General features: G+C 50.6%; 21 protein-coding genes. 12 read left to right on the forward strand and 9 right to left on the reverse strand.

From position 1 onward, the window contains the following. Positions 1 to 43: 43 nt before the first annotated feature. On the forward strand, positions 44 to 865 hold the full coding sequence (locus tag DZK30_RS04635; protein ID WP_118972901.1) for a helix-turn-helix domain-containing protein: 822 nt from the start codon (positions 44 to 46) through the stop codon (positions 863 to 865). Positions 866 to 923: 58 nt separating this feature from the next. Here the strand turns inward: DZK30_RS04635 and DZK30_RS04640 are convergent, their stop codons facing one another. The 7 genes from DZK30_RS04640 to DZK30_RS04670 all read right to left on the reverse strand — a co-directional run bounded on the left by DZK30_RS04640 (position 924) and on the right by DZK30_RS04670 (position 7,637). After that, positions 924 to 2,039 carry an ABC transporter permease gene (locus tag DZK30_RS04640; protein WP_118972902.1) on the reverse strand — a complete coding sequence of 372 codons (1,116 nt, stop codon included), beginning with the start codon at positions 2,037 to 2,039 and terminating at the stop codon, positions 924 to 926. After that, entirely contained in the window at positions 2,036 to 3,145 is a 1,110-nt protein-coding gene (locus DZK30_RS04645; protein WP_118972903.1) for an ABC transporter permease, read from the reverse strand. The genes DZK30_RS04640 and DZK30_RS04645 overlap by 4 nt, the downstream gene beginning before the upstream one ends. A 1-nt stretch (position 3,146) precedes the next feature. Then, on the reverse strand, positions 3,147 to 3,887 hold the full coding sequence (locus tag DZK30_RS04650) for an ABC transporter ATP-binding protein (RefSeq protein ID WP_118972904.1): 741 nt from the start codon (positions 3,885 to 3,887) through the stop codon (positions 3,147 to 3,149). Further along, positions 3,884 to 4,798 carry an ABC transporter ATP-binding protein gene (locus tag DZK30_RS04655; RefSeq protein ID WP_118972905.1) on the reverse strand — a complete coding sequence of 305 codons (915 nt, stop codon included), beginning with the start codon at positions 4,796 to 4,798 and terminating at the stop codon, positions 3,884 to 3,886. Before DZK30_RS04655 ends, DZK30_RS04650 begins: the two co-directional genes overlap by 4 nt. Positions 4,799 to 4,801: 3 nt before the next feature. Next, positions 4,802 to 5,695: an HlyD family secretion protein gene (locus tag DZK30_RS04660; RefSeq protein ID WP_118972906.1), complete on the reverse strand. Its 894-nt coding sequence runs from the start codon at positions 5,693 to 5,695 to the stop codon at positions 4,802 to 4,804. A gap of 12 nt (positions 5,696 to 5,707) precedes the next feature. Further along, positions 5,708 to 6,976 (reverse strand): TolC family protein, encoded by a 1,269-nt coding sequence (locus tag DZK30_RS04665; protein ID WP_118972907.1) that lies wholly within the window; start codon positions 6,974 to 6,976, stop codon positions 5,708 to 5,710. A gap of 67 nt (positions 6,977 to 7,043) precedes the next feature. Continuing rightward, positions 7,044 to 7,637, reverse strand: a complete 594-nt coding sequence (locus tag DZK30_RS04670) for a TetR/AcrR family transcriptional regulator (protein WP_118972908.1) — start codon at positions 7,635 to 7,637, stop codon at positions 7,044 to 7,046. 166 nt (positions 7,638 to 7,803) lie between these two features. Here DZK30_RS04670 and DZK30_RS04675 point away from each other — a divergent pair, with 166 nt between their 5' ends. Then, positions 7,804 to 9,639, forward strand: a complete 1,836-nt coding sequence (locus DZK30_RS04675) for a T9SS type A sorting domain-containing protein (RefSeq protein ID WP_118972909.1) — start codon at positions 7,804 to 7,806, stop codon at positions 9,637 to 9,639. A 161-nt stretch (positions 9,640 to 9,800) separates the two neighbouring features. On the opposite strand, the gene DZK30_RS04680 is transcribed toward DZK30_RS04675, so the two are convergent. Beyond that, positions 9,801 to 11,387 (reverse strand): Na+/H+ antiporter, encoded by a 1,587-nt coding sequence (locus DZK30_RS04680; RefSeq protein ID WP_118972910.1) that lies wholly within the window; start codon positions 11,385 to 11,387, stop codon positions 9,801 to 9,803. A 981-nt stretch (positions 11,388 to 12,368) separates the two neighbouring features. Here DZK30_RS04680 and DZK30_RS04690 point away from each other — a divergent pair. From DZK30_RS04690 to DZK30_RS04705, 4 genes are all read left to right on the forward strand, one after another. Beyond that, positions 12,369 to 13,445 (forward strand): Omp28-related outer membrane protein, encoded by a 1,077-nt coding sequence (locus DZK30_RS04690; RefSeq protein ID WP_118972912.1) that lies wholly within the window; start codon positions 12,369 to 12,371, stop codon positions 13,443 to 13,445. A 295-nt stretch (positions 13,446 to 13,740) separates the two neighbouring features. Continuing rightward, entirely contained in the window at positions 13,741 to 14,391 is a 651-nt protein-coding gene (locus DZK30_RS04695; RefSeq protein WP_118972913.1) for a response regulator, read from the forward strand. Between the two features lie 87 nt (positions 14,392 to 14,478). Beyond that, positions 14,479 to 15,273 carry a serine hydrolase domain-containing protein gene (locus tag DZK30_RS04700; RefSeq protein ID WP_118972914.1) on the forward strand — a complete coding sequence of 265 codons (795 nt, stop codon included), beginning with the start codon at positions 14,479 to 14,481 and terminating at the stop codon, positions 15,271 to 15,273. Positions 15,274 to 15,300: 27 nt separating this feature from the next. After that, positions 15,301 to 15,942, forward strand: a complete 642-nt coding sequence (locus DZK30_RS04705) for a hypothetical protein (protein WP_118972915.1) — start codon at positions 15,301 to 15,303, stop codon at positions 15,940 to 15,942. 46 nt (positions 15,943 to 15,988) lie between these two features. Here DZK30_RS04705 and DZK30_RS04710 read toward each other — a convergent pair whose 3' ends face one another. Then, positions 15,989 to 16,330 carry a winged helix-turn-helix transcriptional regulator gene (locus DZK30_RS04710; RefSeq protein ID WP_118973395.1) on the reverse strand — a complete coding sequence of 114 codons (342 nt, stop codon included), beginning with the start codon at positions 16,328 to 16,330 and terminating at the stop codon, positions 15,989 to 15,991. 115 nt (positions 16,331 to 16,445) lie between these two features. Between DZK30_RS04710 and DZK30_RS04715 the strand changes: the two genes are divergently transcribed. From DZK30_RS04715 to DZK30_RS04740, 6 genes are all read left to right on the forward strand, one after another. After that, entirely contained in the window at positions 16,446 to 17,327 is an 882-nt protein-coding gene (locus tag DZK30_RS04715) for a class I SAM-dependent methyltransferase (RefSeq protein ID WP_240432854.1), read from the forward strand. A gap of 109 nt (positions 17,328 to 17,436) precedes the next feature. Next, on the forward strand, positions 17,437 to 18,309 hold the full coding sequence (locus tag DZK30_RS04720; protein WP_118972916.1) for a helix-turn-helix domain-containing protein: 873 nt from the start codon (positions 17,437 to 17,439) through the stop codon (positions 18,307 to 18,309). A gap of 189 nt (positions 18,310 to 18,498) precedes the next feature. Beyond that, positions 18,499 to 19,680 (forward strand): MFS transporter, encoded by a 1,182-nt coding sequence (locus tag DZK30_RS04725; RefSeq protein WP_118972917.1) that lies wholly within the window; start codon positions 18,499 to 18,501, stop codon positions 19,678 to 19,680. Continuing rightward, complete coding sequence (locus tag DZK30_RS04730) at positions 19,680 to 20,480, forward strand: siderophore-interacting protein (RefSeq protein WP_118972918.1); 801 nt, start codon at positions 19,680 to 19,682, stop codon at positions 20,478 to 20,480. The genes DZK30_RS04725 and DZK30_RS04730 overlap by 1 nt, the downstream gene beginning before the upstream one ends. 216 nt (positions 20,481 to 20,696) lie before the next feature. Next, a complete protein-coding gene (locus DZK30_RS04735) occupies positions 20,697 to 21,314 on the forward strand; it encodes a TetR/AcrR family transcriptional regulator (protein ID WP_118972919.1) in 618 nt (205 codons plus the stop codon). An 82-nt stretch (positions 21,315 to 21,396) separates the two neighbouring features. Continuing rightward, positions 21,397 to 22,683 (forward strand): MFS transporter, encoded by a 1,287-nt coding sequence (locus DZK30_RS04740; RefSeq protein WP_118972920.1) that lies wholly within the window; start codon positions 21,397 to 21,399, stop codon positions 22,681 to 22,683. Positions 22,684 to 22,713 lie beyond the last annotated feature (30 nt).

Genomic DNA, 22,713 nt, shown 5'->3' on the forward strand with positions numbered 1-22,713 from the left:
ACCTTATTAGCTTTGTTATCTCTTGAACGATAATCTCCGGGAAATGGAACCGCAAAAAGATAACCGGAACAGGATCGCTTATTCCTGCTACTATACTCAGAGCAGGGAAGGAGAGCAATTTGTGCCGGAGCATGTGTTGAGCTTCCAGCTCTCCGGTACTTTGGTCCTGGATGATGGCAGCCGGCAGTTCACTTCCGGGGAAGGCTCCCTGATTTTTGTCCGGAGGAATCAGCTGTTGAAGTTTGTTAAATATCCGCCACCCGGGGGTATGTTCCGGTCGCTTTCGCTTTACCTGACTCAGGACGCGCTCCGCGCTTTCGGTATGAGCTATGGCCTGTCTGCAGAGCACCATATAAGTGCTGAGCCGGTGATACCTGTTGAAATGGATCATTTGCTCCGAGACTACCGGAATGCTTTATTGAATTACCAGGAAGCCGATCTTCATAACCAGCAGTTGGTCGATGTCAAGATCAGGGAAGGTATATTACTGCTGCTGCAAGCCTGTCCCGATTTGAGACATGTCCTGTTTGATTTTGCCGCACCGCATAAAATAGATCTGGAAGCCTTTATGAACAAGCACTTCCACTTCAATGTGAAGCTGGATCGCTTTGCTTATCTTACCGGCAGAAGCCTGGCTACCTTCAAACGGGATTTTGAGTACCTGTTTCATACCTCTCTCCGTCGCTGGTTGCTGCAAAGGCGGTTGCAGGAGGCACATTACCTTATCGGGCAGAAGGGAAGATCGGCATCCGATATCTATCTCGACCTGGGCTTTGAAGACCTCTCTCATTTTTCTTTTGCATTTAAAAAGCAATTCGGCCATCCGCCGGGATGGTTTCAACGGAACACGGGGCAAAATGGATAGGCATTTTACACGTGCTGTAAGTTTTGCCCTATCGCCGGTGTAATATATGGAGCGGGTTTTAGCTGGTCTTCCGGTAATTGAAAATCGCAAGACCGTTCAGGACAATGGCAAATAGCGTGAGCACGCCCATCCTTCCGGCAATATCCTTAAGACCGCTGCCTTTCAAAATGACCATGCGCATCACTTCGATGAGATACGTGACGGGATTAAAGCGGCTGGCAACCTGCGCCCATTCCGGCATGCTGTCGGTAGAGGTAAAGAGGCCTCCCATCAACACGAAAATCATAATGAAGAAGAACATGATGAACATAGCTTGCTGCTGCGTGTCGCAGAAAGTGGATACCAGGAGGCCGAAGCCCAGCACGGCCAGCAGGTAGATCCAGATGAATCCGTAAAGCAGCAGGATGCTGCCCTGCGGCACGATGCCATATATAAGGCGGGATACAATAAGACCCAATGTGAATACGACATTGCCCAATACCCAGAAAGGAATCAGCTTGCCTAATATAAAGTGGTGCTTTTTGATCGGCGTTACATTGATCTGCTCAATTGTGCCGGCTTCTTTTTCCTTTACGATGTTGAGTGCGGTCAAAAAGCCGCCGATCATCGTAACCAATATGGCCAGGATACCCGGAACCATATACACCCGGTAATTCAGCAGGGGGTTGTACCAGTTGGCGGTAACGGTATCGATGGCCGGTGGCGCACCCGCTTGCTGAGGCGCCAGGTCCAGGCGTATATCGTCGTTGGCTGCTTTGATCACGGTGCCCAGGTATACGCCGCCCAGGTTGGCCTTGGTGCCGTTAATGGCATTAACAGCCACGAACAACTGCTGCCGGCCTTCCCGTACCAGGTTGCGCTCAAATCCCCGTGGTATTTCCAAGAGCAGGTCTGCCTGGTCCTTTTCAATGAGCGACATCGCTCCCTTATAGGAGAACAGGTAACCCGTGAGCCGGAAATAGCCCGATGCTGTGATCCCTGTAATTAGTTTTCGGGAATAGGAAGAATGATCATTGTCGATAATGGCGATGTTCACATTCCTGACTTCATAATTGGCCGCCAGTGGTAGCAGCAAAAGCTGTATGACCGGCATTACCAGAACCAAGAGCATAATAGACCGGTTGCGGAAGATCTGCCTGAATTCTTTTTCCAGCAAAAAAAGGATCGTTCTCATGATAGCCGTATTTTGAAGCTCTTTAAGCTAATGACCAGTAATGCCAGGGTAATCCCGGCCAGGATCAGGGTCTCCTTCCATATGGCGGCAAATCCCAGCCCTTTGATCATGATAGCCTTTACAATGATGTAGTACCACTTGGAGGGCACCACATTGCTGATGAGCTGCAGAGGCCAGGGCATATTCTCTATGGGGAACATAAAGCCGCTGAATAAGATCGTAGGCAGCATCATGCCCATCAGTGAGATCAGCATGGCCACCTGTTGGGAGCTTGTCTTTACAGAAATGAAGATACCCAGCGTAAGACAGGTGATGATAAACAGAGTGCTCTCGGCAAACAACAGGATAAGGTTGCCCTGCACCGGGAGATCCAGCACAAATACACTCAGCAAGAGTATGGTGGTCACATTAATCAGCGATAGCAGCAGGTAGGGTATCGCTTTGGAAACGATGACCATGAGCGGGCTAAAGGGCGATACCAGCAGGATCTCCATCGTTCCTGTTTCCTTTTCTTTTACGATGGAGACGGCTGTCATCATCACGCAGACGAGCATCAGTACCAGGGCCATGACGCCCGGTACGAAATTGGGCGCTCCCTTCAGCTGCGGGTTGTATAAAAATCTTATCTGCGGTACGATCTGGTAGGGTAAGTGGCCGGCAGCCGCAACCTGCTCCGATTGATAGTCCTGTATGATCGAAGAAATATAGCTGGAGAGCGTAGTAGCATAATTGGGATCGGAGGCATCGGCGATCACTTCTATCTGAGCCTGGTGCAGGTGCTGCAGTGCATGGTCAAATCCTTGGGGGAAAATGACTGCAAGCCTTACATCTCCTTGTTTGAACCCTTTTTCCAGTTCATCCCGATGATGGATGTATTGATTCACTTCAAAGTACCTGCTGGCTTCGATCTTATCGATGATCTGCCGGGATGCCTGGTCTTTGGCCTGATCCATGATCATGATCCGGGCGTTCTTCACCTCATTGGTAAGGGCAAATCCAAAGATGAGTATCTGGGCCACGGGCATACCGAAAAGAATGAGGAGGGTTTTCCGGTCGCGTAGTACATGTGCAAATTCTTTTCGTACAAAAGTGAGGAGCTGTTTCATATTATTCGCTACGTTTAGCGCCTCGTGCCAGCGCGTAAAAGACTTCATCCATGGTGGCTGCGCCGAAGTGCTCTTTGAGGTTACGGGGCGTATCCAATGCCTTTACCCGTCCGTCGACCATGATCGATATCCGGTTACAATACTCAGCCTCATCCATATAATGGGTCGTGACGAAGATGGTAACGCCACGATCGGCGGCCTCGTAGATCATGTTCCAGAATTGCCGCCGCGTTACCGGATCTACGCCGCCTGTAGGCTCATCAAGGAATACGATCTGCGGGTCGTGCAGGATGGCGACGGAAAAGGACAGCTTTTGTTTCCAGCCCAAAGGCAGAGCGCCCACCAGTTTTTTCGCTTCCTGCTCGAGGCCCAGGTCCTTTATCAGTTTCTCCCCTTTTTCCCTGATCCGGGGGCGTGATAAGCCATAGATGCCACCAAAAAAGCGGATATTCTCCAGCACGGTAAGGTCTTCGTATAGAGAAAACTTCTGGCTCATATAGCCGATGTTCTTTTTGATCTGCTCTGTTTGTCTGTACACATCGAAGCCGGCAATACTGGCATTGCCTGAGGATGGCGTGGAAAGGCCGCAGAGCATGCGCATAGCCGTTGTTTTCCCGGCGCCGTTAGCGCCCAGAAAGCCGAATATCTCGCCTCGGCTTACTTCGAAGCTGATCTCGTTGGTAGCGACAAAATCACCAAAACGCTTCGTAAGCTTATCGGTTGTTATCACGGCTTCTTTCATGCCTGGCTATTTAAGCGTTCAATAAAGCAATCTTCTATGGTTACCGGTGTGGGCCGTATCTCTATGTCGGTGAGTCCTTTCTTTGCCAGTATTGTCTCAAACGATGCTATGTCTATATCCGTATCCTTAAAGCTGACATGGGCGAACTCGCCAAAGCCGTAGCTTGACCTTACATCGGCAGACTGCTGCAGCGCTTTGAGCAACTGGTGCATTTCGTTGGCACGCGCCGCATAAAGCGGTTGCGGATACGAAGCGACAATGGCCGCGGGCGTATCTACCGAAAGTATTTTGCCTTGCTGGATCAATGCAACCTTGTCGCAAAGACTGGCTTCGTCCATATAGGGTGTGGAGACCAGTATCGTGATGTGTTGCGCTTTGAGCTGTTGCAGCATTTCCCAGAATTCTTTGCGCGAAACCGGGTCCACACCAGTAGTCGGCTCGTCAAGAAAGAGGACCGTAGGCTTGTGAATGAGCGCACAGCACAGGGCCAGCTTTTGCTTCATGCCACCCGATAGTTTGCCTGCACGGCGTTTTTTAAAGGGCTCGAGCTGGACGTATATATCTTTGATCAGCGTATAGTTTGCTGCAACAGTAGTGTTGAATACGGTGGCGAAGAAATTCAGGTTCTCTTCTACGCTCAGATCGGGGTATAGAGAGAATTTTCCCGGCATATAGCCTACCCTTTTTCTTATCTGTCGATAATCTTTCACCACATCCAACCCGTCTACAGCAGCGGCGCCACCGTCTGGCAACAAAAGAGTGGTCAGCATTCTGAAAATGCTGGTCTTCCCCGCGCCGTCAGGACCGATAAGTCCGAACAATTCGCCCTGTTCTATCGTGAGCGATACCTCGTCTACGGCTGTTTTGCCGTGATAGGTCTTTTTAAGATGAGTTGTTCTTACCGCCTCCATGGCTTAAAATTTAATGTCAGCGTACATGCCGATCTTCAGGTAGCCGTCGTTGTTTACGCTTACCTTAATGGCATAGACAAGATTGGCCCTTTCCTCTTTTGTCTGGATTGTTTTGGGTGTGAATTCGGCTTTGTCGCTGATCCAGGTGATCGTGCCCTCGTAAGTTTTATAAGTATCCCTGGTGTCGTCAGCGAGCACCTTTACTTTCTGACCTGTTTTTACCTGGGATAGCTGGTCGCCGGTAATATAGGCCCTGAGCAATATGGTATTGAGCGCTGCAATCTTATAAATGGGCTTGCCGGGAGCCGTTACCTCATTCGTCTCGGCGTACTTGGTGAGCACAGTCCCGTTTGCCGGATTTACCAGGCGGCATTTACGCAATTGATCGTCGATCTGCCTGATCTGCACTTCAAGCGGTACCACCTGTTCTTCCAGGTTCCCGGAAGTGATCTTCAGGGAGGATTGCAGCGCTGCGATCTGTTTTTTGACAACCGCAACCTGGGCTGTGGCATCGTCCAGCTGTTTCCGGGTTGCTGCGTCGGCTTTTACCAGGTTGGCTGTGCGCTGCTGTTCCCGTTCGGCCTGGCGCAGCTGTTCCTGTAAAGCGGCTGTCTGTGCGTTGATGTCAGGTTTGCCGCTACGTACGGTTCCAATCTGTGCCTGTAGCTGCTTCTTCTTTAAATCAAGCTGAATGCTGTCGATATAGCCAATGGCCTGTCCCGCCTTCAAAGTCTGGCCCTCTTCTATATTCAGCTCCCTGATAGTGCCTGCGGCTTCTGAGGACACGATCGTTTCGACGGCTTCAAATGTGCCGGAAGCGTCATAGACGCTTTCCTTGTTATGGCAGGCTGTGCCAGCCATAGCCATTAGTGTGATGACATACAGTTTTGTTCTCATCGTATTGTCGTTTTAAGGCTGGTTGCCCGTTGTTGTTTGCCGGTTATATTGGGTCATGAGCAATTGTAGCGCATGCAGGAGCTTGTTTTGCCGTGCCCTGTCTTCGTCATGTACCTCTTTCAGGAAATCATTACCCGTGATCACACCCTGCTCCAGCTGGGCCATCGCTGCTGTCTTTATGCGGCTGCGCAGGTCTACGATAGCATCGTCGCTGGCGAGCAGCTGCTGGTATTTATCCATTTCCTGGTCTTGCTGCTTAACGGTAAGGCTGGTATTAAAGAGGAAGGTCTCCTTTTGGACTGCGATCTCCTGCCGGCTGACATCGATCGCTGCACGCTTCTTTTTTAGTGTGTAAAAGGAGGAAGGGGACCAAGACAGGCGAAGGCCGCCGATGTAATAGCCTTCGAAGGAATTGTTCAGCATATTCAGTCCCGGACGTCCGAAGCCTCCCTGCAGGAACAACCCTATTTTGGGCAGTGTGCTGCTTGTCAGCAGCCTGTTCTGCACATCGAGGCCTTTCAGCCTGGTGTCCCATGTGGCCAGCTCCGGGCGTTTAATATTGTTATCAGTCGCAGGCACCGGAGGTATTGTCAGTATTGTGCTTTCGTTAACCGGTCTGTTGATGAATTGGCTGAGCATGTCGGTATAAGCCTTTCGTGTGGTCTGCAGTGTAGTGGCCTGTTGTCCGGCAGTCAATACCTCGGCGCTGATCAGGTCGGCGTTGCTACGGAAGGCTGTGCCATTGTCCACTGCGGCCTGTACTTTCTTTAATCCGAGCTGTAGATCGACGATCAGCAGCGCGTTCTGCTTTAATTGTTCATCAGTCAGCAATATTCCGAAGAAGAGCTGGTTGATACGGTCCCTCAGCTGGTAGAGATCAGCGGTCAGCTGTTGCCCCGTAGTAGCGGCATCCGTTTCGGAGCGCTCTTTTTGCAGCTTTATATTACCGCCATCGTACAGGAGCTGATCTATTTGAGCATAGGCTTTGTACTGGTCTTTGCTCATCGAGGGCAGCGCGACACCCGGCAATTGAACCGGTATCTCTGTTACAGCCGATTGATAGCTTGCCTGGGCATATGCGGAAACTTGCGGCAGGTAGCCCTTCTGCAGATTATCCAGGGTGTAATCCCGCGACCGTTTGATCAGCTCGTATCTCCTGATTAGCGGATAATGCTCCTCCGCCAGCTGGTAGCATTCCGGCAAGGTCAGGTTTCCCGGTTGCCCTTTACAGTACACGATACCGGAAAGAATGACCGAAACAAAACAGAATATCCTTTTCATATTAAGCAGGTGGATTAAAAAAATGATTTAATCATTTGATTAAATTCTGGTCAAAAAAAATGACATGCTATTCCAGCATGCTTTTAAGCCATTGGGGTATCAGCTTTTTTCTTTCCTTGATCAGCTGTGTGAAAGAGGCTTCGTCAAAGGCACTGCTGGTCTGGAATACCGGCCTTGTAAGGAAGGGAAAGATAAGCATACCCATAAGGGAGATCAGGAATTGTACGGGGTTGATCTTCTTTTTCTTTTCCCGTATTTGCTGCATGAAATGGGACTGCAGCACGTAAGTGTCTAGTTTTATGATCCCGGCAAAACGTTCGGGCCTTGTTCTGATCTCGCTCAGCACAAATAGAGGCAGGTCCGGGTTTTGAAAAAGCATATCAATATAGTTGGCAGAAATCGTGACGATTTTTTTATCCAGCGACAGGCTGGTATCGTTAAGCGTTGGCGCCAGAAAGGCAAAAAGCTTTTGAAGATTCTCTATCATCACGATCTCGAAAAGCTTCTCTTTACTACGAAAATAATAATTCAGCAAGGCCAGGTTGAGGCCGGCTTCTTCTGCTATATCACGGGTTTTGGTAGCGGCGTAACCTTTCTTGGTAAACACAACCCGGGCCGCTTCCTTGATCTTTTCTTCTGTTGAAGCACTTTTTGCTTTCATAGGGCAAAAGTATATTGTTCATTTGATTTAAACAAATGATTAAATCAAATGGTTAAAATTAATGCATGAAATGCTTTTTTTTAATTAACATTAATTCACACTATTTTACTGTACTTAACCACATAAGTTAATTGGTTGTTGGAGCTTTGGCGTAAAATATTAAGAGATGAGAAAATTAACGCTAAGCCTGTTCCTGCTCGCCGGGTTGTCTGTTCAATCTGTGGCGCAGCTCGGGAAAGGAGGAATTCCACTGAGTATCCGATCGGCTGAGGCCATCGCGCATAAGATCCCAGTAACACAGGCAGAGCTGCCCGACTGGGATGCGCAATTAAGCAAATGGAATGCGGACCCGTCCTCGTTTTCAAGACCCTTCCTGGTGTCCTTGTTCACACCTACCGACCTGGGCTTCCCCAATTCCGGTATCTTATATACAACGGAAGATGGTACGCGGGTATGGCGGACGACCTTGAGCATCGCGGGCGCCAAGGCTATTGGTCTCTATTATGATAATTTTTCCTTGCCAAAAGGAACGCAATTATTCCTGACCAATAGCAATAACAAACAGATCCTGGGCGCCTTTACCGAATCCAATAATAGCGAAACGGGGATGTTTGCCAATGAGCCTGTACAAGGCGGCACGGTTAACATAGAACTGAATATTGAACCCGGTGTCGATCTTTCAGAGATCAAACTACACATCAACCGTGCAGCCGTTTATTTCAGGGGTGTTGAGTACCTGATGCCCTTTGCAGCCAACCTGGAGACTATCGACCAGTTCGATAGTCAGTTGGCGGGAAATTCCTCTGTTTGTAACATCAATGCCGTCTGCCCCCTGGGCAATGGCTATGTGCCGCAAAGGGATGCTGCCCTGCACACCATATGCGTTATGAGTGTAGGCACGGGTACCTGCTCTTCTACAATGGTGAACACGGCCAATAACGCGCCTGGCAGCTGTAAGCAATACCTGCTGATCGCCAGCCACTGCGAATTTACTAACGGCAAGACCGACGCTACTTTTGCACAATATATTTTCAGGTTCAACTATCAGCATAGCACCTGCAATCCGCCGGCTGGAACCATCACTAATACACAGCAAAGCATTACCGGCGCCAAGTTTGTTTCCAGGTCTATCGTGCCTTTATCCGGCGGTCAGCCTAATGCGCAGCAGATCAAAGGCGATTTTATTCTCCTCGAGTTTACCGGGCAGAATAAGATCCCTGCTTCCTGGAATGTGAACCTGGCTGGTTGGGATAAGTCGCCCAATACCGCGCTCACGGCCACCAGCCCCAAGAAATTTATCGGATTCCATCACCCGGCCGGTGATGTGAAAAAGGTGTCGGCAGGTAGCGCCATTCAAAGCTATTCAGTAGGATCTCCCGATTCCCATTGGGCCTTGCAGCTCGACTCCGGCTATGCCGCGCAGGGAAGCTCCGGCAGCGCTTTGTTTAATGGCGATGGCCGCGTGATTGGTGTGGCCAGCGTGGCCGCGCCCCTACAGGGTGTTCCCGTTACCTGTATCCGTACCGCGAAGAACACAAATGACTCCAGCACCGCCAAGATCGTGCTCTACAGCAAGTTTTCTAATGTATGGGATTATACAGTAGACGGAACGGCAACTACCAGCAAGCTTAAGCCCTGGCTCGATCCTGCTAACAGCAATGTTAATGTTGTCAATATTGTAAAGTCAGATTGCACACCACTGAGTTCCAATCCGCCTACTGGTATTGCCGGCGAAGAAAATAAGCTCGCGCAATCGGTTACCGTTTTTCCGAATCCCAGTAGCAACGGACGTATCAATATTCAGGTCAACCTGGCCGAGCCCTCCGATATACAAATGGGCCTTTATGACATCAGCGGCAAAAGGATTAATAATTATTCCCTTAGCCGTGTACGCCAGGGGGCCTACCATATCGATCTTTCGGGCTATCCCAATGGTATCTACCTGCTGAAAATAAGTGATGGCCAGCAGGAGTGCAGCAAGAAAATTATGCTCCGGAAATAAGCCGGTCGCCAGCTGTATCCTTCCCCCTTGCCGGTTCACCTTTTCTTCATATTCAATAGTACCCTAGCACAGGTTCTCCTGTGCTTTTTCTTTGGTGCCTTTGGCGTAACCGCGCTTCTTTTTATCTCCTTCCTTTCTGGTTGCCCCGGAGGTAACCGCGGTTATTTTAGGGCCATGCGGATGCGTTCTTCTTCCAGGTCGATCAGGAATAGCTGCTCGCGGACCAGATCCTCATCCACGTTCGGGTCATTGTTAAGCTCGGCAATATATTGGCGCTGGCATTCCAGCATCTCCAAAAAGATGATTTTCGTTTTATGGTTCATCCAATCTTCATCAGCCGCTTTCATCTTATCCTCCCAATGCTGCAGCAATTGCCGCATACCGGCATGATCGTGCAGCTCATTATCGTATCGTTCTTTAAGGAAGGCATAAGTATGCAGGCGTAGGTCGCGGACCAATTTTTGCTTTGCCGCTTCGGGCGGTTCCCCCTGTAGTCCCCGGAGCACCTGTGCCCGGTTTAAAAGATAGGGGAGGGTAAGCCCCTGAACCACCAGGGTGAGCAAGATAACAACAAAGGTGATGAACAGGATAAGATTACGGTAGGGGAAAGCTGTGCCATCGGAAAGGCTCACCGGTATCGATAGGGCGGCCGCAAGCGATACCACGCCGCGCATACCCGTCCAACCCAGCAGTAGCGGCATGGTGAAGCGTCCCAACCTGGAAATAGGTCTGGGCGCTACGTTTGGCCTGAAGATGAGCGTTGCGATCAAGGCAACATAGGAGCTGATGATCCTTGCGACGATGAGAACGGCTGTCACAAGGAGACTATAACCGATAGCGGTGCGCAGGGGAATGCCTTTGGACCGCAAACCATCCACGATCTCGGGAAGATCGAGGCCTATGATCAGGAATACGACGCCGTTCAGCAGGAACGTAAAGCTTTCCCACACGCTATAGCCCCTTATTCTGCTGGTGCTGCTGAGGAAGAACAGTCGCCTGTGGGCCATAAACAGCCCACCGCTCACCACCGCCAGCACGCCCGAGCTATGCAGCTGCTCTGCGACCCAATACAGGATATACGGTTCTATAAGCGTAAGGGCGATATCGGAGGGCGCATCGGTAGGCAGCCGCCGGTGTCCCTGTACAAAGAGCCATGCGAGCGCCAGGCCGGTGCCCACGCCGCCGATCACCATCCATACAAAGCTGAGCGCAGCCTGGTGCCATATGAATTGGCCTGTGCCTACGGTGATGAGGGCAAAGCGAAATATGATAAGTGAAGAGGCGTCGTTGAGCAAGCTTTCTCCTTCTAGGACAGCAGAGGTGGAGCGGGGTATTTTGACAAATTTTGTGATCGCGCCGATACTCACAGCATCGGGAGGCGACACAATGCCGCCCAGCAGGAACCCTAGCGCCAGCGTAAAGCCGGGAATAAAGTAATTGGTAACGATGGCTACGGAAAATGCTGTGAACAGTACCACAAGAAAAGCGAAGCTACTGATCATACGCCACCACTTCTTCATCTCTTTAAAGGAGACTGACCAGGAAGCTTCAAAAAGTAGCGGTGGCAACAGGATGAAAAAGATAAGATCGGGATTCACCTTGATCGGAGGCAACCCTGGAACCAGGCTAATGATAAGGCCCGCCAGTACCAGCAATATGGGATAGGCGACCTTAAGCCTGTTGGCCAGCATTCCCAGCAATACAACGATCAGGACCATCGCTATCAGAAAGGGCAATATGCTATGCATGCAAAATGAATTTAGGATTTATTATAACTAAAGTAATGTATTTTATCTTTCACTACGTAGTTATCTTTTGGAGGCAAGAAGGATATTCCAGGTCCATGGTCTTTGTTTTGCGTCAGCGCGGCGCCTGGTTGAGTGTAGCGATGACCTGGCGACTCCTATGCAGGAGTGGAAAATCCTAGGGCCAAATGTAGCGGGCCTTGTCCTGCAATTACAAGTTTGCTGTTTTTCGTAGTACTTCCAATGGTTATTTTAACCAGGCAAATGCCTTTTGGCAGTTGGTCGAGCGATACGGCAATGGTCTTTGATAATGTACGGCGAAACATTGAATACCGCTATAAAACCCATTTGCGAAATGGCGCTGGGTTTAACCGGTTCCATATAGCAATAGAAGTAGCGTACAAGCTGGGGTCTATATAGGGGCATTCTTTTTGCCACTGGTGCTTCAGGTTCTGTTGAGCTGATTCGTATTCTGGATCGGCAATGCCGGGGTACAAATATCCCCCGCTTTTGTATTGATGCTCACATTGGTTGCCTGTAGCTTTTACAACTCCGCTTATTTACCCCGGCTGCCTTACAATACCTTTAGTCAATCGACGATAATCGCGAACTATATCATCATTTTTGTGCTAATCGCGGCGATCCTGATCAGACGCGTTTTGATGGCCCACAACAAGCAAAAGGGGGGCAGCGCAGCTGAATATATTATGAAATGGGACATGCCTGCATTTAACCTTATTGCATGGGGCTGGCCCGGTTTCTATTTCTTTGGAAGCTCCGGGCTGTTGTTTGATTGCAGCTAGTAGGCTATTGTTCCTTAAACAAAGGAGAGACTACACTTATGTGTAGTTTGTTGTCCTGAAATGGGAGATTTATCGTTAATTAGTGTTAATCGTTGTTAATTTTAATACGTTCTTGTAAAGTAAGAATTAAATTTAATTTCATTTTCTGAACCATTTCGTTAACACCCCAAATGCAATTTGTATGAAAAAACCATTACTTAGTGCCATTGCTTGCGGCCTTGCCTTCGGCCTTTATGCCCAAACACCCCAGCAAAAGACCCGTGCCGTTATCCTGGATTTCAGTGAGACCTGGTGCCCTCCCTGTGGCGCTTATGGTGTGGCTGTAGGCGACCAGCTGAACACACAGCTGGCCTCCAGCGACAAAGGCTACCTGATTGGTGTGAAAACGTCGAGCGATCCCAGTTCCATCAATGCCGTGGGTGGTAATGCCCTGGCTTCCAACTTTAGCATTACCGGCGTGCCTACCTTTATCATCAATAAGGCTTCCTTAAATGATGGCGTTACCGGCAACAACAGTGGAGATGTAACCCGGATCATGGGTACAGTGACCACAGCTAACGGCACCGCAGCGGTGGCCAGTGCAGCAGCCAATATTACTGTTACCGGCAATACCATCACCGTAGCTGCGAAAGCCAAATTCTGGGCGGCAGCCACCGGGGATTATTATATGACAGTGCTGCTTACAGAAAACGATGTTGAGGCCGACCAGACCAGCGCACCCAGCAATCCCACCAAACATCCGCATGTACTGAGGGGTGCCATGGCTACCACCGGTACCGCACTGGCCAGCACACCCTGGGGTGAAAAGATCGGAACAGGCGCTATTGCAGCCAATGCCGAATTTTCAAAAACATTCAAAGTGGACATCACCACAGGATGGAACAAAACAAAGCTTGAAGCTTATGTCGTACTGTTTAAGATGAACAGCGGAAAATATGAGATCATCAATGCCGAAAAGGCGAAAACACCTACCAGCACCGGTATCAACGAGCTGGAAGGTGTAGCGCAAGCCTCGATCTATCCCAATCCGGCATCACAAACTGCTGTATTGTCAATCACAGCTACTGTTCCACAGCAGTTTGCCATCCGCATTACCGATATGCTGGGTCGTACTGTCTATACACATGAGAACAATATGCTGGTGAAAGGTGAGAACAGCTTTAAGCTGCCACTCAACGGCATGGTTTCCGGTCTTTACAATGTAGAGATCAGCGGTAAAGATGGTCGTATGGTACAACGCCTTTCTATAGAGAAATAATTGGACCGACCGGCCGTAAAGGTCGATGTCAAAAAAGATCCCCGCCTGAAAAGACGGGGATCTTTGCATATTAGCGGCGCCAAAATTTACTTATCTGGCGACCGCAACCTTTTTGTAGCTCGGCCTTAGGCCGGCATGCGCTCATCCAACGCTTTCCTGTAGACGGGTACTGCATTTACCTGTAGCACTATGGCTACATATTCGCCTGCATGCGATATGTTGGCGGGGCGGCTTATCTTTGCTTACCCTGTAAGCCTTCTATCCTATATCGTAACCTGGTCGTTTTACTGCCTCTATGCCTGATATACTTATTGCCGACGATCATTCTGCCGTCCGCCTGGGATTGGAATTGCTGACACGTGAAGCCATACCGCTACCTTGTTGCATCGATTTTGCACAATCGGGGCAGGAGGTGCTGGACCGCCTGCAGGAGAAAGAATATATGCTGTTGCTGTCTGATCTGATGATGCCTGATCAGAAAGGCATTAGCCTGGTGGGGCAGGCACTTGACCTGCAGCCGGAGCTCAGGATCATAGTGATCAGTATGGGCGCCGAGCAGGATTTTGCCGGCCGTTGTCTCCAGGCTGGGGCCAGCGCTTATCTGAACAAGAGCCTACCCGACACAGTCTTCCTCGACGTGATCTCCTCGGTGTACGAAGACAGGAGATACCAGTACCCGGTCCCTCAGGCAAAGCCACGGATCCTCGACGCCAACCAGGAAGAGCTCCAATCCTTTGAAGCGCTTTCCAACCGGGAGCGCGAGATCGCCTTGTTGCTGCTGGAAGGAAAAGGCGTGCTGGAGATCGCCAATGCCCTGGCAATAAGTCCTTCTACGGCCAGCACATTAAAGGGCCGCATCTTCCGTAAGCTGGACATACAATCGGTAATGGGGCTCAACCGGCTGGCCTATCAGCAGGGACTCCGTCCCGATGGCGCCGCATTATAAAATCGAAGCAGCCGGCGTCATTGGCTACACCATTTAAAGGATTAGTTGGATTACCCTATATTGTGTCGAAAAGCAAAACCATCCGTCATGCGCCCTCTTTTCCGGCTCTTATGCTGCTGCCTGCCGGCGGCTACTTTTGCGCAAGCAGCTCCCGACCCGCTACAATTGAAAACAGAGCAATCTTTACATAGCGAAGCCCTGCCTGCTGAGGGCACGATCCTCCCGGCATTCACTATTCATCAACGTATGTTGGCACAGAAGGTCAATGGGCTCAGCATCGCTGTTATTGACCAGGGCAGGTTGGCCTGGGCAAAGGGGTATGGCGTTGCCGATGCATCTGCGCCCGGCATCGCTGTCGATACCGCTACACTATTTCAATGTGCATCTATCGGTAAGGTCGTGACGGCGCTGGCTGCGCTTCATCTGGTGAAAACAGGAGCACTCAGCCTGGATCAGCCTGTCAACAGAAGCCTGACCGGCTGGAAGATACCGACCAGCGGCGGAAAAGAAGAAAAGGTCACCTTGAGGCATTTATTATCCCACACCGCCGGGCTGGACGATGAATATGGCTTCGAAGGCTACACGCCCCATAGCATGCTGCCCGATATGGGACAAATGCTGGACAGCAAGACACCTGCCAACACGAAAAAGAAGCTGATAGTAAAACACGAACCGGGAACGGAAGAGAAGTATTCCGGCGGCGGTTTCCTTATTGTTCAGAAGCTGATCGAAGATGCCAGCGGGCAGTCCTTTCCCCGGTATGTCGATAGTCTCATCTTCAAACCCCTGAAGATGCAGCATAGTACTTACAGCTACTATCCCGATGAAGACCTGCACCAAGCCATCGCCAGGGGGCATGATGAGGAGGGTAAGGTCGATTAGAAACGCAAATACCAGGTGTACCCCGAGATGGCAGCCGCCGGGTTCTGGACTACAGCCACCGATCTGGCCCTGCTGGTCCTCGAGTTGCAGCAGGAATACAAAGGTCTTTCTTCAACCATAGCCGACAGCAGCCTTATCCATGAAATGCTGCGTCCCCGGATCAATGCTACTGGCTTGGGTGTCCATCTGAAGGGCTATAAAGACGTAGCCGCTTTCTGGGATTCGGGTAATAATGCGGGCTATACCGGCTTGCTTTTCGGTACCCTCGACGGGCAGGGCGCTATCGTGCTCAGTAATTCGGATAACGGCATATGGCTGGCGCAGGATGTCGTTCATAGTATTGCAGATGCCTACGGCTGGTCTGCTATGAGAACGGAATACCTGAAACCGACCAGTGGCGCAGCCTACGACCAGTTTGTGGGTAACTATACTAAAGATGCCAGCACGCAGGCTGCTATTGGTAAAGATGCCAAAGGACTTTTTCTGCAGCCTCCCGGGAGCAGGAGCCATCTGACCCTGTATGCGCTGCGCGACGGCTCTTTCCTCATTAAAGAAAAGCCCGAACACTTCCGTCTTTTTTTTGACAAGGATGCCGAAGGCAAGGTTAAGGGACTGCAGTATTTCCAGTACTGTGGCACGGCGCAAGGTAGCATGCGCAAGCTGGATTAGAAAGTAACCCGCAATGTGTTGCTTCCGGTAAGCCGCAGCATGTTCGCTACTTCCCTATCACCTCCTTTCTGTGGGCCAATCCCCAACGCCACAGCTCGTGCAGCAAATTCCTCAGCGATTTTCCATGTGCCGTAATGGTGTATTCGACTGCAGGGGGCGAAGTGTCGTAAACGGTTCTGCGGATCAGCTTACCGGCCTGCAACGCTTTCAGCTCCTTGGTTAGTGTCTTATCGGTAATGCCGGGTACCGCCCTGGCGATCTCGCTGAAACGCATCGGGCCGCTACAAAGCGCATACAGGATCAGCAGCTTCCACCGCCCTTCCAGGGCTTCCAAGGCATCCTTGATGGATAGCATTGCTTTGGAACAATCTTTTTCTCCCGGCAACATGATTTTGTTTTTGTCTTTACTTTCAATCTGATGGTTACTTTCCAAAAGGGAAGTGCTATCATTTGGAAAGTTAAGATAAGTATTTTTGTGCTGGATATAATCCACAGCTGTATATATGAGCGTTGTTTTCAGAATAACCATCCCGGAGCAAGACCACACAGAGATGGTCATTAATATCCTGCAGCAGCAGCTGCCGGGCGCCACAGTCGTTATAGATCACAACGGAGGAGAGTTGCTGCTACGGATCGAACACGTTTCCGCAGACCCCGGTGCGATTACTATTCTGCTGGAAACGCTCGGTGTCTCCTCAGAAATGTTGCCGGCAGAACCGGATAAGAGCAGGAGCAATTCTGCAGAGGACATGCGCAGTTTCTGGAGCAAAGCCTTTAAGGGGCATCAGACCATGTGGGGCTTCGAGCCCAGCCGGTCGGCTATCCTGGCCAAAGACCTGCTCCTGGCGGAGGGTGTAAAGGAGGTGCTGATACCGGGCATCGGCTATGGGCGGAATGCCAGGGTTTTCCTGGATGACGGGATCAGCGTAACCGGTATCGAGATTGCGCAGGAGGCCATCGATATCGCCCGGAAACACTATGGGACGGAACTAAATATTTTTCAGGGCTCCGTTACCGATATGCCTTTCGACCAGCATTTGTACCAGGCTATATTTTGCTATGGCCTGGTTTACCTGTTGAATATGGAACAGAGGAGGAAGTTGATCGCCGATTGCTACCGTCAGCTGCTACTCGGTGGTTGGATGATCTTTTCGGTGGTCTCCAAAAAATCGCCGAACTATGGTAAAGGTAAGCCGTTGGCAAAGGATACCTTCGAAATCAACAAGGACGGCGGACAGATATTCTTCTATGATAAGGATTCAGCGCAGCTGGAATTCGGCGCTTACGGAATTAAGGATTGCTTTGAGATCGAAGAGCAGGTCCATCCCGGAACCGGGACCGCCTCTTTTATTTTCCTGCAGGTCGTCTGCCGTAAAGAAGTATGATAACCCATTGAATGGCGTGCAGGAAAATCGCGTTGCTTTTCCCGACCTTTGCTGTTCAGATCTGTAATGGCTTACCCTGAATCAGGCTTAAGGGTAATATCAGCATGGCATGATCATTATAATGGACAAGATAAAGAGAAAACCTGCGATCGAAGTGCACCAGGATGAATTGAGGTCTGTGGGCGCCGACGTGCAGCCCATCGATAGCCTGAATAGTATGGCATTGACGCCGCACAGGGACGATCATTATATGTTTGTGCTGCAGCGATCCGGCTCCTTCCTGTGGGAAATAGACTTCAGGGAGGTTAGGCTGGAGGGGCCCTCCATAAGCTTTATCGCTCCGGGGCAGGTGCATCGCTATCTCGATTTCAACAAGGCCGAAGGATGGTTCGTGTTTGCCGGTACGGCATTTATTTCCCCATCGCTCAGAAATGTTCTGGATACTTATTTGCATATCAGCCAGGTTATTCCGGTCGAAAAAGATGATCCGGTATTTACGTTAATTCCTTTGCTGCAGCATGTTTTGAGCATGGTGTCGTCACCGGTTCAGGCAAGCCTGATCGGCTCGCTCCTGGATACCCTGTCCGGGCTTGTGGTGTCTGGCCTGGCGCAACTGCAGCGTTCGGGCGATCTGATAGAAAGCCCGAAGTATGATACTGTTGCCCGCTTCAAGCAATTGGTTGGCGCACAGTATAAGGAGTTGAAACAAGTGAAGGCCTACGCCGCTTTGCTCAATATTACACCGCTTTATCTCAACGAGGTGACGAAAGCAGTCACCGGATTCCCGGCAAGCTACTGGATCAGCCAGGCACTGTTGCTGGAAGCCAAACGCCTATTGTACTATACTGCTCTCGATGTACGGCAGATCGCTTATGAATTGGGTTATGAAGACCATGCTTACTTCTCCCGCTTCTTCAGGAAGCAAACCGGTATGACGGCTTTGGCCTTCCGGAAAACAAAACCATTATTTGTCCCATCATAGCCATGATATAGCTATTCTTCATCGCGGGATGCCATCCTAATTTTGCGCTCATAAAAAGGAGGATTTACAGTAAGTAAGGGAAATGATCTCCGGAGTCATGCTCCTTCTTCTTAACCTAAAAGTCCTTCCTGATCGCGGCTCATCGTTGTATCGCGTGCACGTATATCAATCAAGAAAACAAGTCAGATCATGGATACTGCTATTCAGGCTCCCGTTGAAAGGAGCTTTGCCGGAATCGTTGCGCCTATTATTACCGCTGTTTTTGCCGTGTACCTGACTATGGGTATGACGCTCGGCCTGCTTCCCGGCTTTATTAAGAACGATCTGAAACAGGACAGCCTGTTCGTAGGCATCGTTATTGGCCTGCAATCGCTGGCGACGCTGCTGACAAGGGCTTATGCCGGTAAGCTTACCGATACCAGGGGCGCTAAAGCCAGCAACCGGACGGGTATCGGGCTGATCCTGTTGGCAGGGGGTATTTATGTCGCCGCTACAGGAGCGACCGGTAATCCTGCGCTTGCCTTTGCCTTGCTCCTGCTGGCGCGTATAGTTCACGGCGTATCGGAGAGCTTAGCTGTGACAGGCGCACTGGCCTGGGGTATCGGCCTGGTGGGGCTGCAGAGATCCGGTAAAGTAATGACCTGGAACGGCATTGCTATGTATGCCGGTATTGCCATAGGCGCGCCGGTAGCGATAGGGCTGGAAAATGTTTTTGGCGCCGGATACGTCTTTGCAGGGATCATTTTGTTGTCGGTTGTGAGCTGGCTGGCTACGCTCAGGCTGCCGGCATTGGCCGTGACCGAGGGGCATGTCAGAACGCCATTCTATAAAGTGATCCATTTGATCGCCGGTCAGGGGCTGGGTCTGGCTTTTGCCTCCGTTGGCTTTGCCTGCATCTCTTCTTTTATCGCTTTATTGTTTGCCCAAAGGCTTTGGGGAGAACCGTCTATGGCATTCATGGCATTCGGGGCCTGTTATGTGTTAACGAGAGTATTTTGTGCATCCTTTCCTGACCGCTTCGGCGGCTACCGCGTAGCCCTCGTGTCGCTGTCGGTAGAGATCTTAGGACAACTGTTGATTGCATGCTCATCATCGCCGGCTATGGTCGTTGTTGGCTGCGGCGTTACCGGCATCGGGTTCTCGCTTATTTTCCCGGCATTGGGTGTGCTGGCCATTAAAAAGGTGAGCCCGCAGATGCGGGGAACTGCACTGGGCGCCTACGCCGCCTTTTTCGATCTTTCCCTGGGCCTTGCCGGTCCTGCAGCCGGTATCATTGCCGGTTGGTACCGGGAACAAGCGGTATACCTCTTTGGTGCGGTTAGCTGCATGCTCGCAATCGTAGCGTTATTGTGGAACAGAAATAAGAAATAATGGAAAAAATCATTAAAAGCACTGTGCGTGCCGTATTCACCGTTAAAGAAAAAATATTCCTGACGCCACATTACATCCGCATTGTATTGGCCATGACGGAAGAGCAGGTAGCGCTGTTCCGGGATGCCAGGACCGGCGCACACAACAAGATATTCATCCCTGCGCCGGGTACAGATCAGATCCTTTTCCCTGATGAAGCGAGTCTTGGTGTGGAGACGCTTTCTGTAAGAAGAACCTATACCACGAGACGGATTGATTACGACGGGAAAGAGCTCTGGATCGATTTTGTCGCTCATGGCGATAACGGCCCCGCTTCCTCCTGGGCGCAGCGGGCGGTTGCCGGGAGCGTCTTAGGCGTTGGTATGAAGACGCATAGTAAGCCTTTATTTCCCGAAGCAGCGGGATACCTGTTTGTGGGTGACAGCACAGCAATACCGGTGATCGGTGTTATGTTGGAGCAGCTGCCGGCCGGTATTCCAGCCAGGGCCATTATCGAGGTGTCTGGAAAGGATGATGAAATGGACCTGCGCACGGAAGCGCATTTGCATGTCGATTGGGTACATAATGCTTATCCTGAGCGAGGAAGCAGGCTCGCTACTATTGTTAAAGCGGCAGCATTGCCAGATGGGAAATGTTTCGCCTTCGTAGCCGCTGAGTATGATACGGCTAAGGAGCTGAGGCGATATTTTAAAGAGGAGCTGGCCTGGCCACCCGAAGCCTGTTCAGTTACTTCGTACTGGCGGCGCGGGGAATCGGAAGATCAGTCGGCGCTACAGCGCAGGGAAGAGCGGGGCGGTTGATCGACGGACTGCCGGCCGGTGCCGGTCAGGATGCATTATAAGTACGGTTTGCTTGCCACCGGCAACCCTTCCGCGTTCAGTAACTGCCGGTGATGCTCGTAAAACGGTGCGTTGCCTTCAGGAAAAATAACCAAAAGCTAACATGTTGACAGAATTCATTTTTTTGTCAGTTTTGAAAAGATATTTATCTTTGCACAATTATTCCAGTTATCTGATATGCCATTGGTCCTTCAAGAAGATATTCTCCCCGAACAAATACTCCAGGCGGCGCTGCATCTCTACCGCAAGCACGGCCTGAAGAAGGTTACCATGGACGACGTATCCAAGGCGATCGGCAAGAGCCGGAGCTCGCTTTACTACTACTATAAGAACAGGGACGAAATATTTGAGGCGGTAATGGATACCCTTATCCGCGATGTCATTAACGAGATCGAAGTGGCTGTGAGCAAGGCAGCTACGGTAGCGGATAAGCTCCGGGCTTTTTGCCTGACCAAGGTCAAGACATCGGAGGACAGGAAGGCTTTTTTCTCGGCTATAGAAGCCGGAATGGACTTTGATGAAATGTCGCGGCATGCGCAGTACATGAGCCAGGTGCACAAGCGTCTGATGGCAGCTGAGGCAACAATGCTGAAAGCCGTGCTGGCTGGTGGCGCCAAAAGCAAAGAGATTCGTACGTTGAAACCCAAAGAGCTGGAAACATTGATCTTTGTCCTTCTTGGCGGTATTCGCGGTATCCGTCGCGAGCTGCAGCAGGAGAGCAGCTTTGCCCGGTTGGAGCCGGCTGTGGATACACTTACCGGTATGACCATGCAATGGCTGAAAAAAGAGGACTAAGACAGAATGCATTTTTTTTGTCTTCGTTTTGACATTTTCTCAAAAAATGTCAAAACGTAATATAAAAGTAACATAGGCTAAAATGAATCTTACCAACGTCAGTACCTTCAGAGCATTCAGAAGTACCAATTATACCCTTTACTTTGTGGGCCGGTCGGTCTCCCAGTTTGGTACCTGGATGCAGCGAACGGCAGTCGTCTGGGTCATCTATAGCCTTACCCACTCCGCTTTTATGCTGGGGCTCACCATATTTGCTGAGCAGTTCCCTTCTTTCCTGTTTTCCGTTTTCGGCGGCATTGCCGCAGACCGCTACAATCGTTACCGGATTGTGCAGATCACGCAGATCACCTCCATGATCCAGGCCGGTCTCCTGGCGTTATTGGTGATGCTGAATCATTATGTAGTATGGGAGATACTCCTGCTCAGTGTCATACTAGGCATCATCAACGCTTACGACGTTCCCGCCCGGCAGTCCATGATCAATGAAGTGGTCACTGAACCTGCCGATCTGCCCAGCGCCTTATCGCTCAGCGCTGCAATGGCCAGCCTGGCCAAACTGCTCGGCCCCGCATTATCAGGTATCATCCTGGAGCGATTCGGCGCCGGTATTTGTTTTCTCATCAATGCTGCCAGCTTTGGCGCGGTCATGGTCTCCATAGCCTTTATGAAGGCTTCCAAAGCAGCGCTGCAACGCCCAAAGAAAAAAGTTTTAACTGAGCTTGCCGAGGGTTTTGTTTACCTCAGGCGTGAGGCTTCCCTTGGACTCGTCATCGTGATGCTGTCGCTTACCGGCCTGCTGGTATTACCTTACGATACGCTGGTGCCGGTATTTGCTAAGATGATCTTCCATGGCGATGCTACCACCTTTGGCTATATATCGGCCTTTATTGGTGCGGGTGCCGTAGTAGGGACCATTTTGCTGGCGTCTTTAAAGAAGAGCACTTCGCTGAGGCCGGCGCTGCTGCTCAGCACGATCATTCTCAGTGCCGGATTGATCTTCTTTTCCCAGACGAGCTATTTCCCGCTGGCTATGCTGTTTGCTGCGGTCACCGGGCTGGGTAGTGTAGCGCAGTTTACCATTTGTAATATCATCATTCAATCGGAGTCGGCGCCAGAGATGAGGGGCCGGGCCATCGCTATCCTGCTGACGGCGATATTCGGGATGTTGCCCCTGGGAAGTCTGATCGTAGGAGCTGTATCCCAAAGGATAGGGGCACAGACAACCTTGCTCTGCCAGGGCATTACGGGCGTCATCATAGCCCTTGTTTTTTCCGCGATATTAAAAAAGCAAAAGCAAAAGCAACAATATACGGTGTCGCAAGGTCTGCCGGTAGAAAAAGATGTCGCAAAGGCGCAGGAAGCCGTTTAGATAGTCGCATTTATTCATTCTCAAAAATAA

The organism is Taibaiella koreensis, assembly GCF_003545715.1.
Classification (GTDB): Bacteria; Bacteroidota; Bacteroidia; order Chitinophagales; family Chitinophagaceae; genus Taibaiella; species Taibaiella koreensis.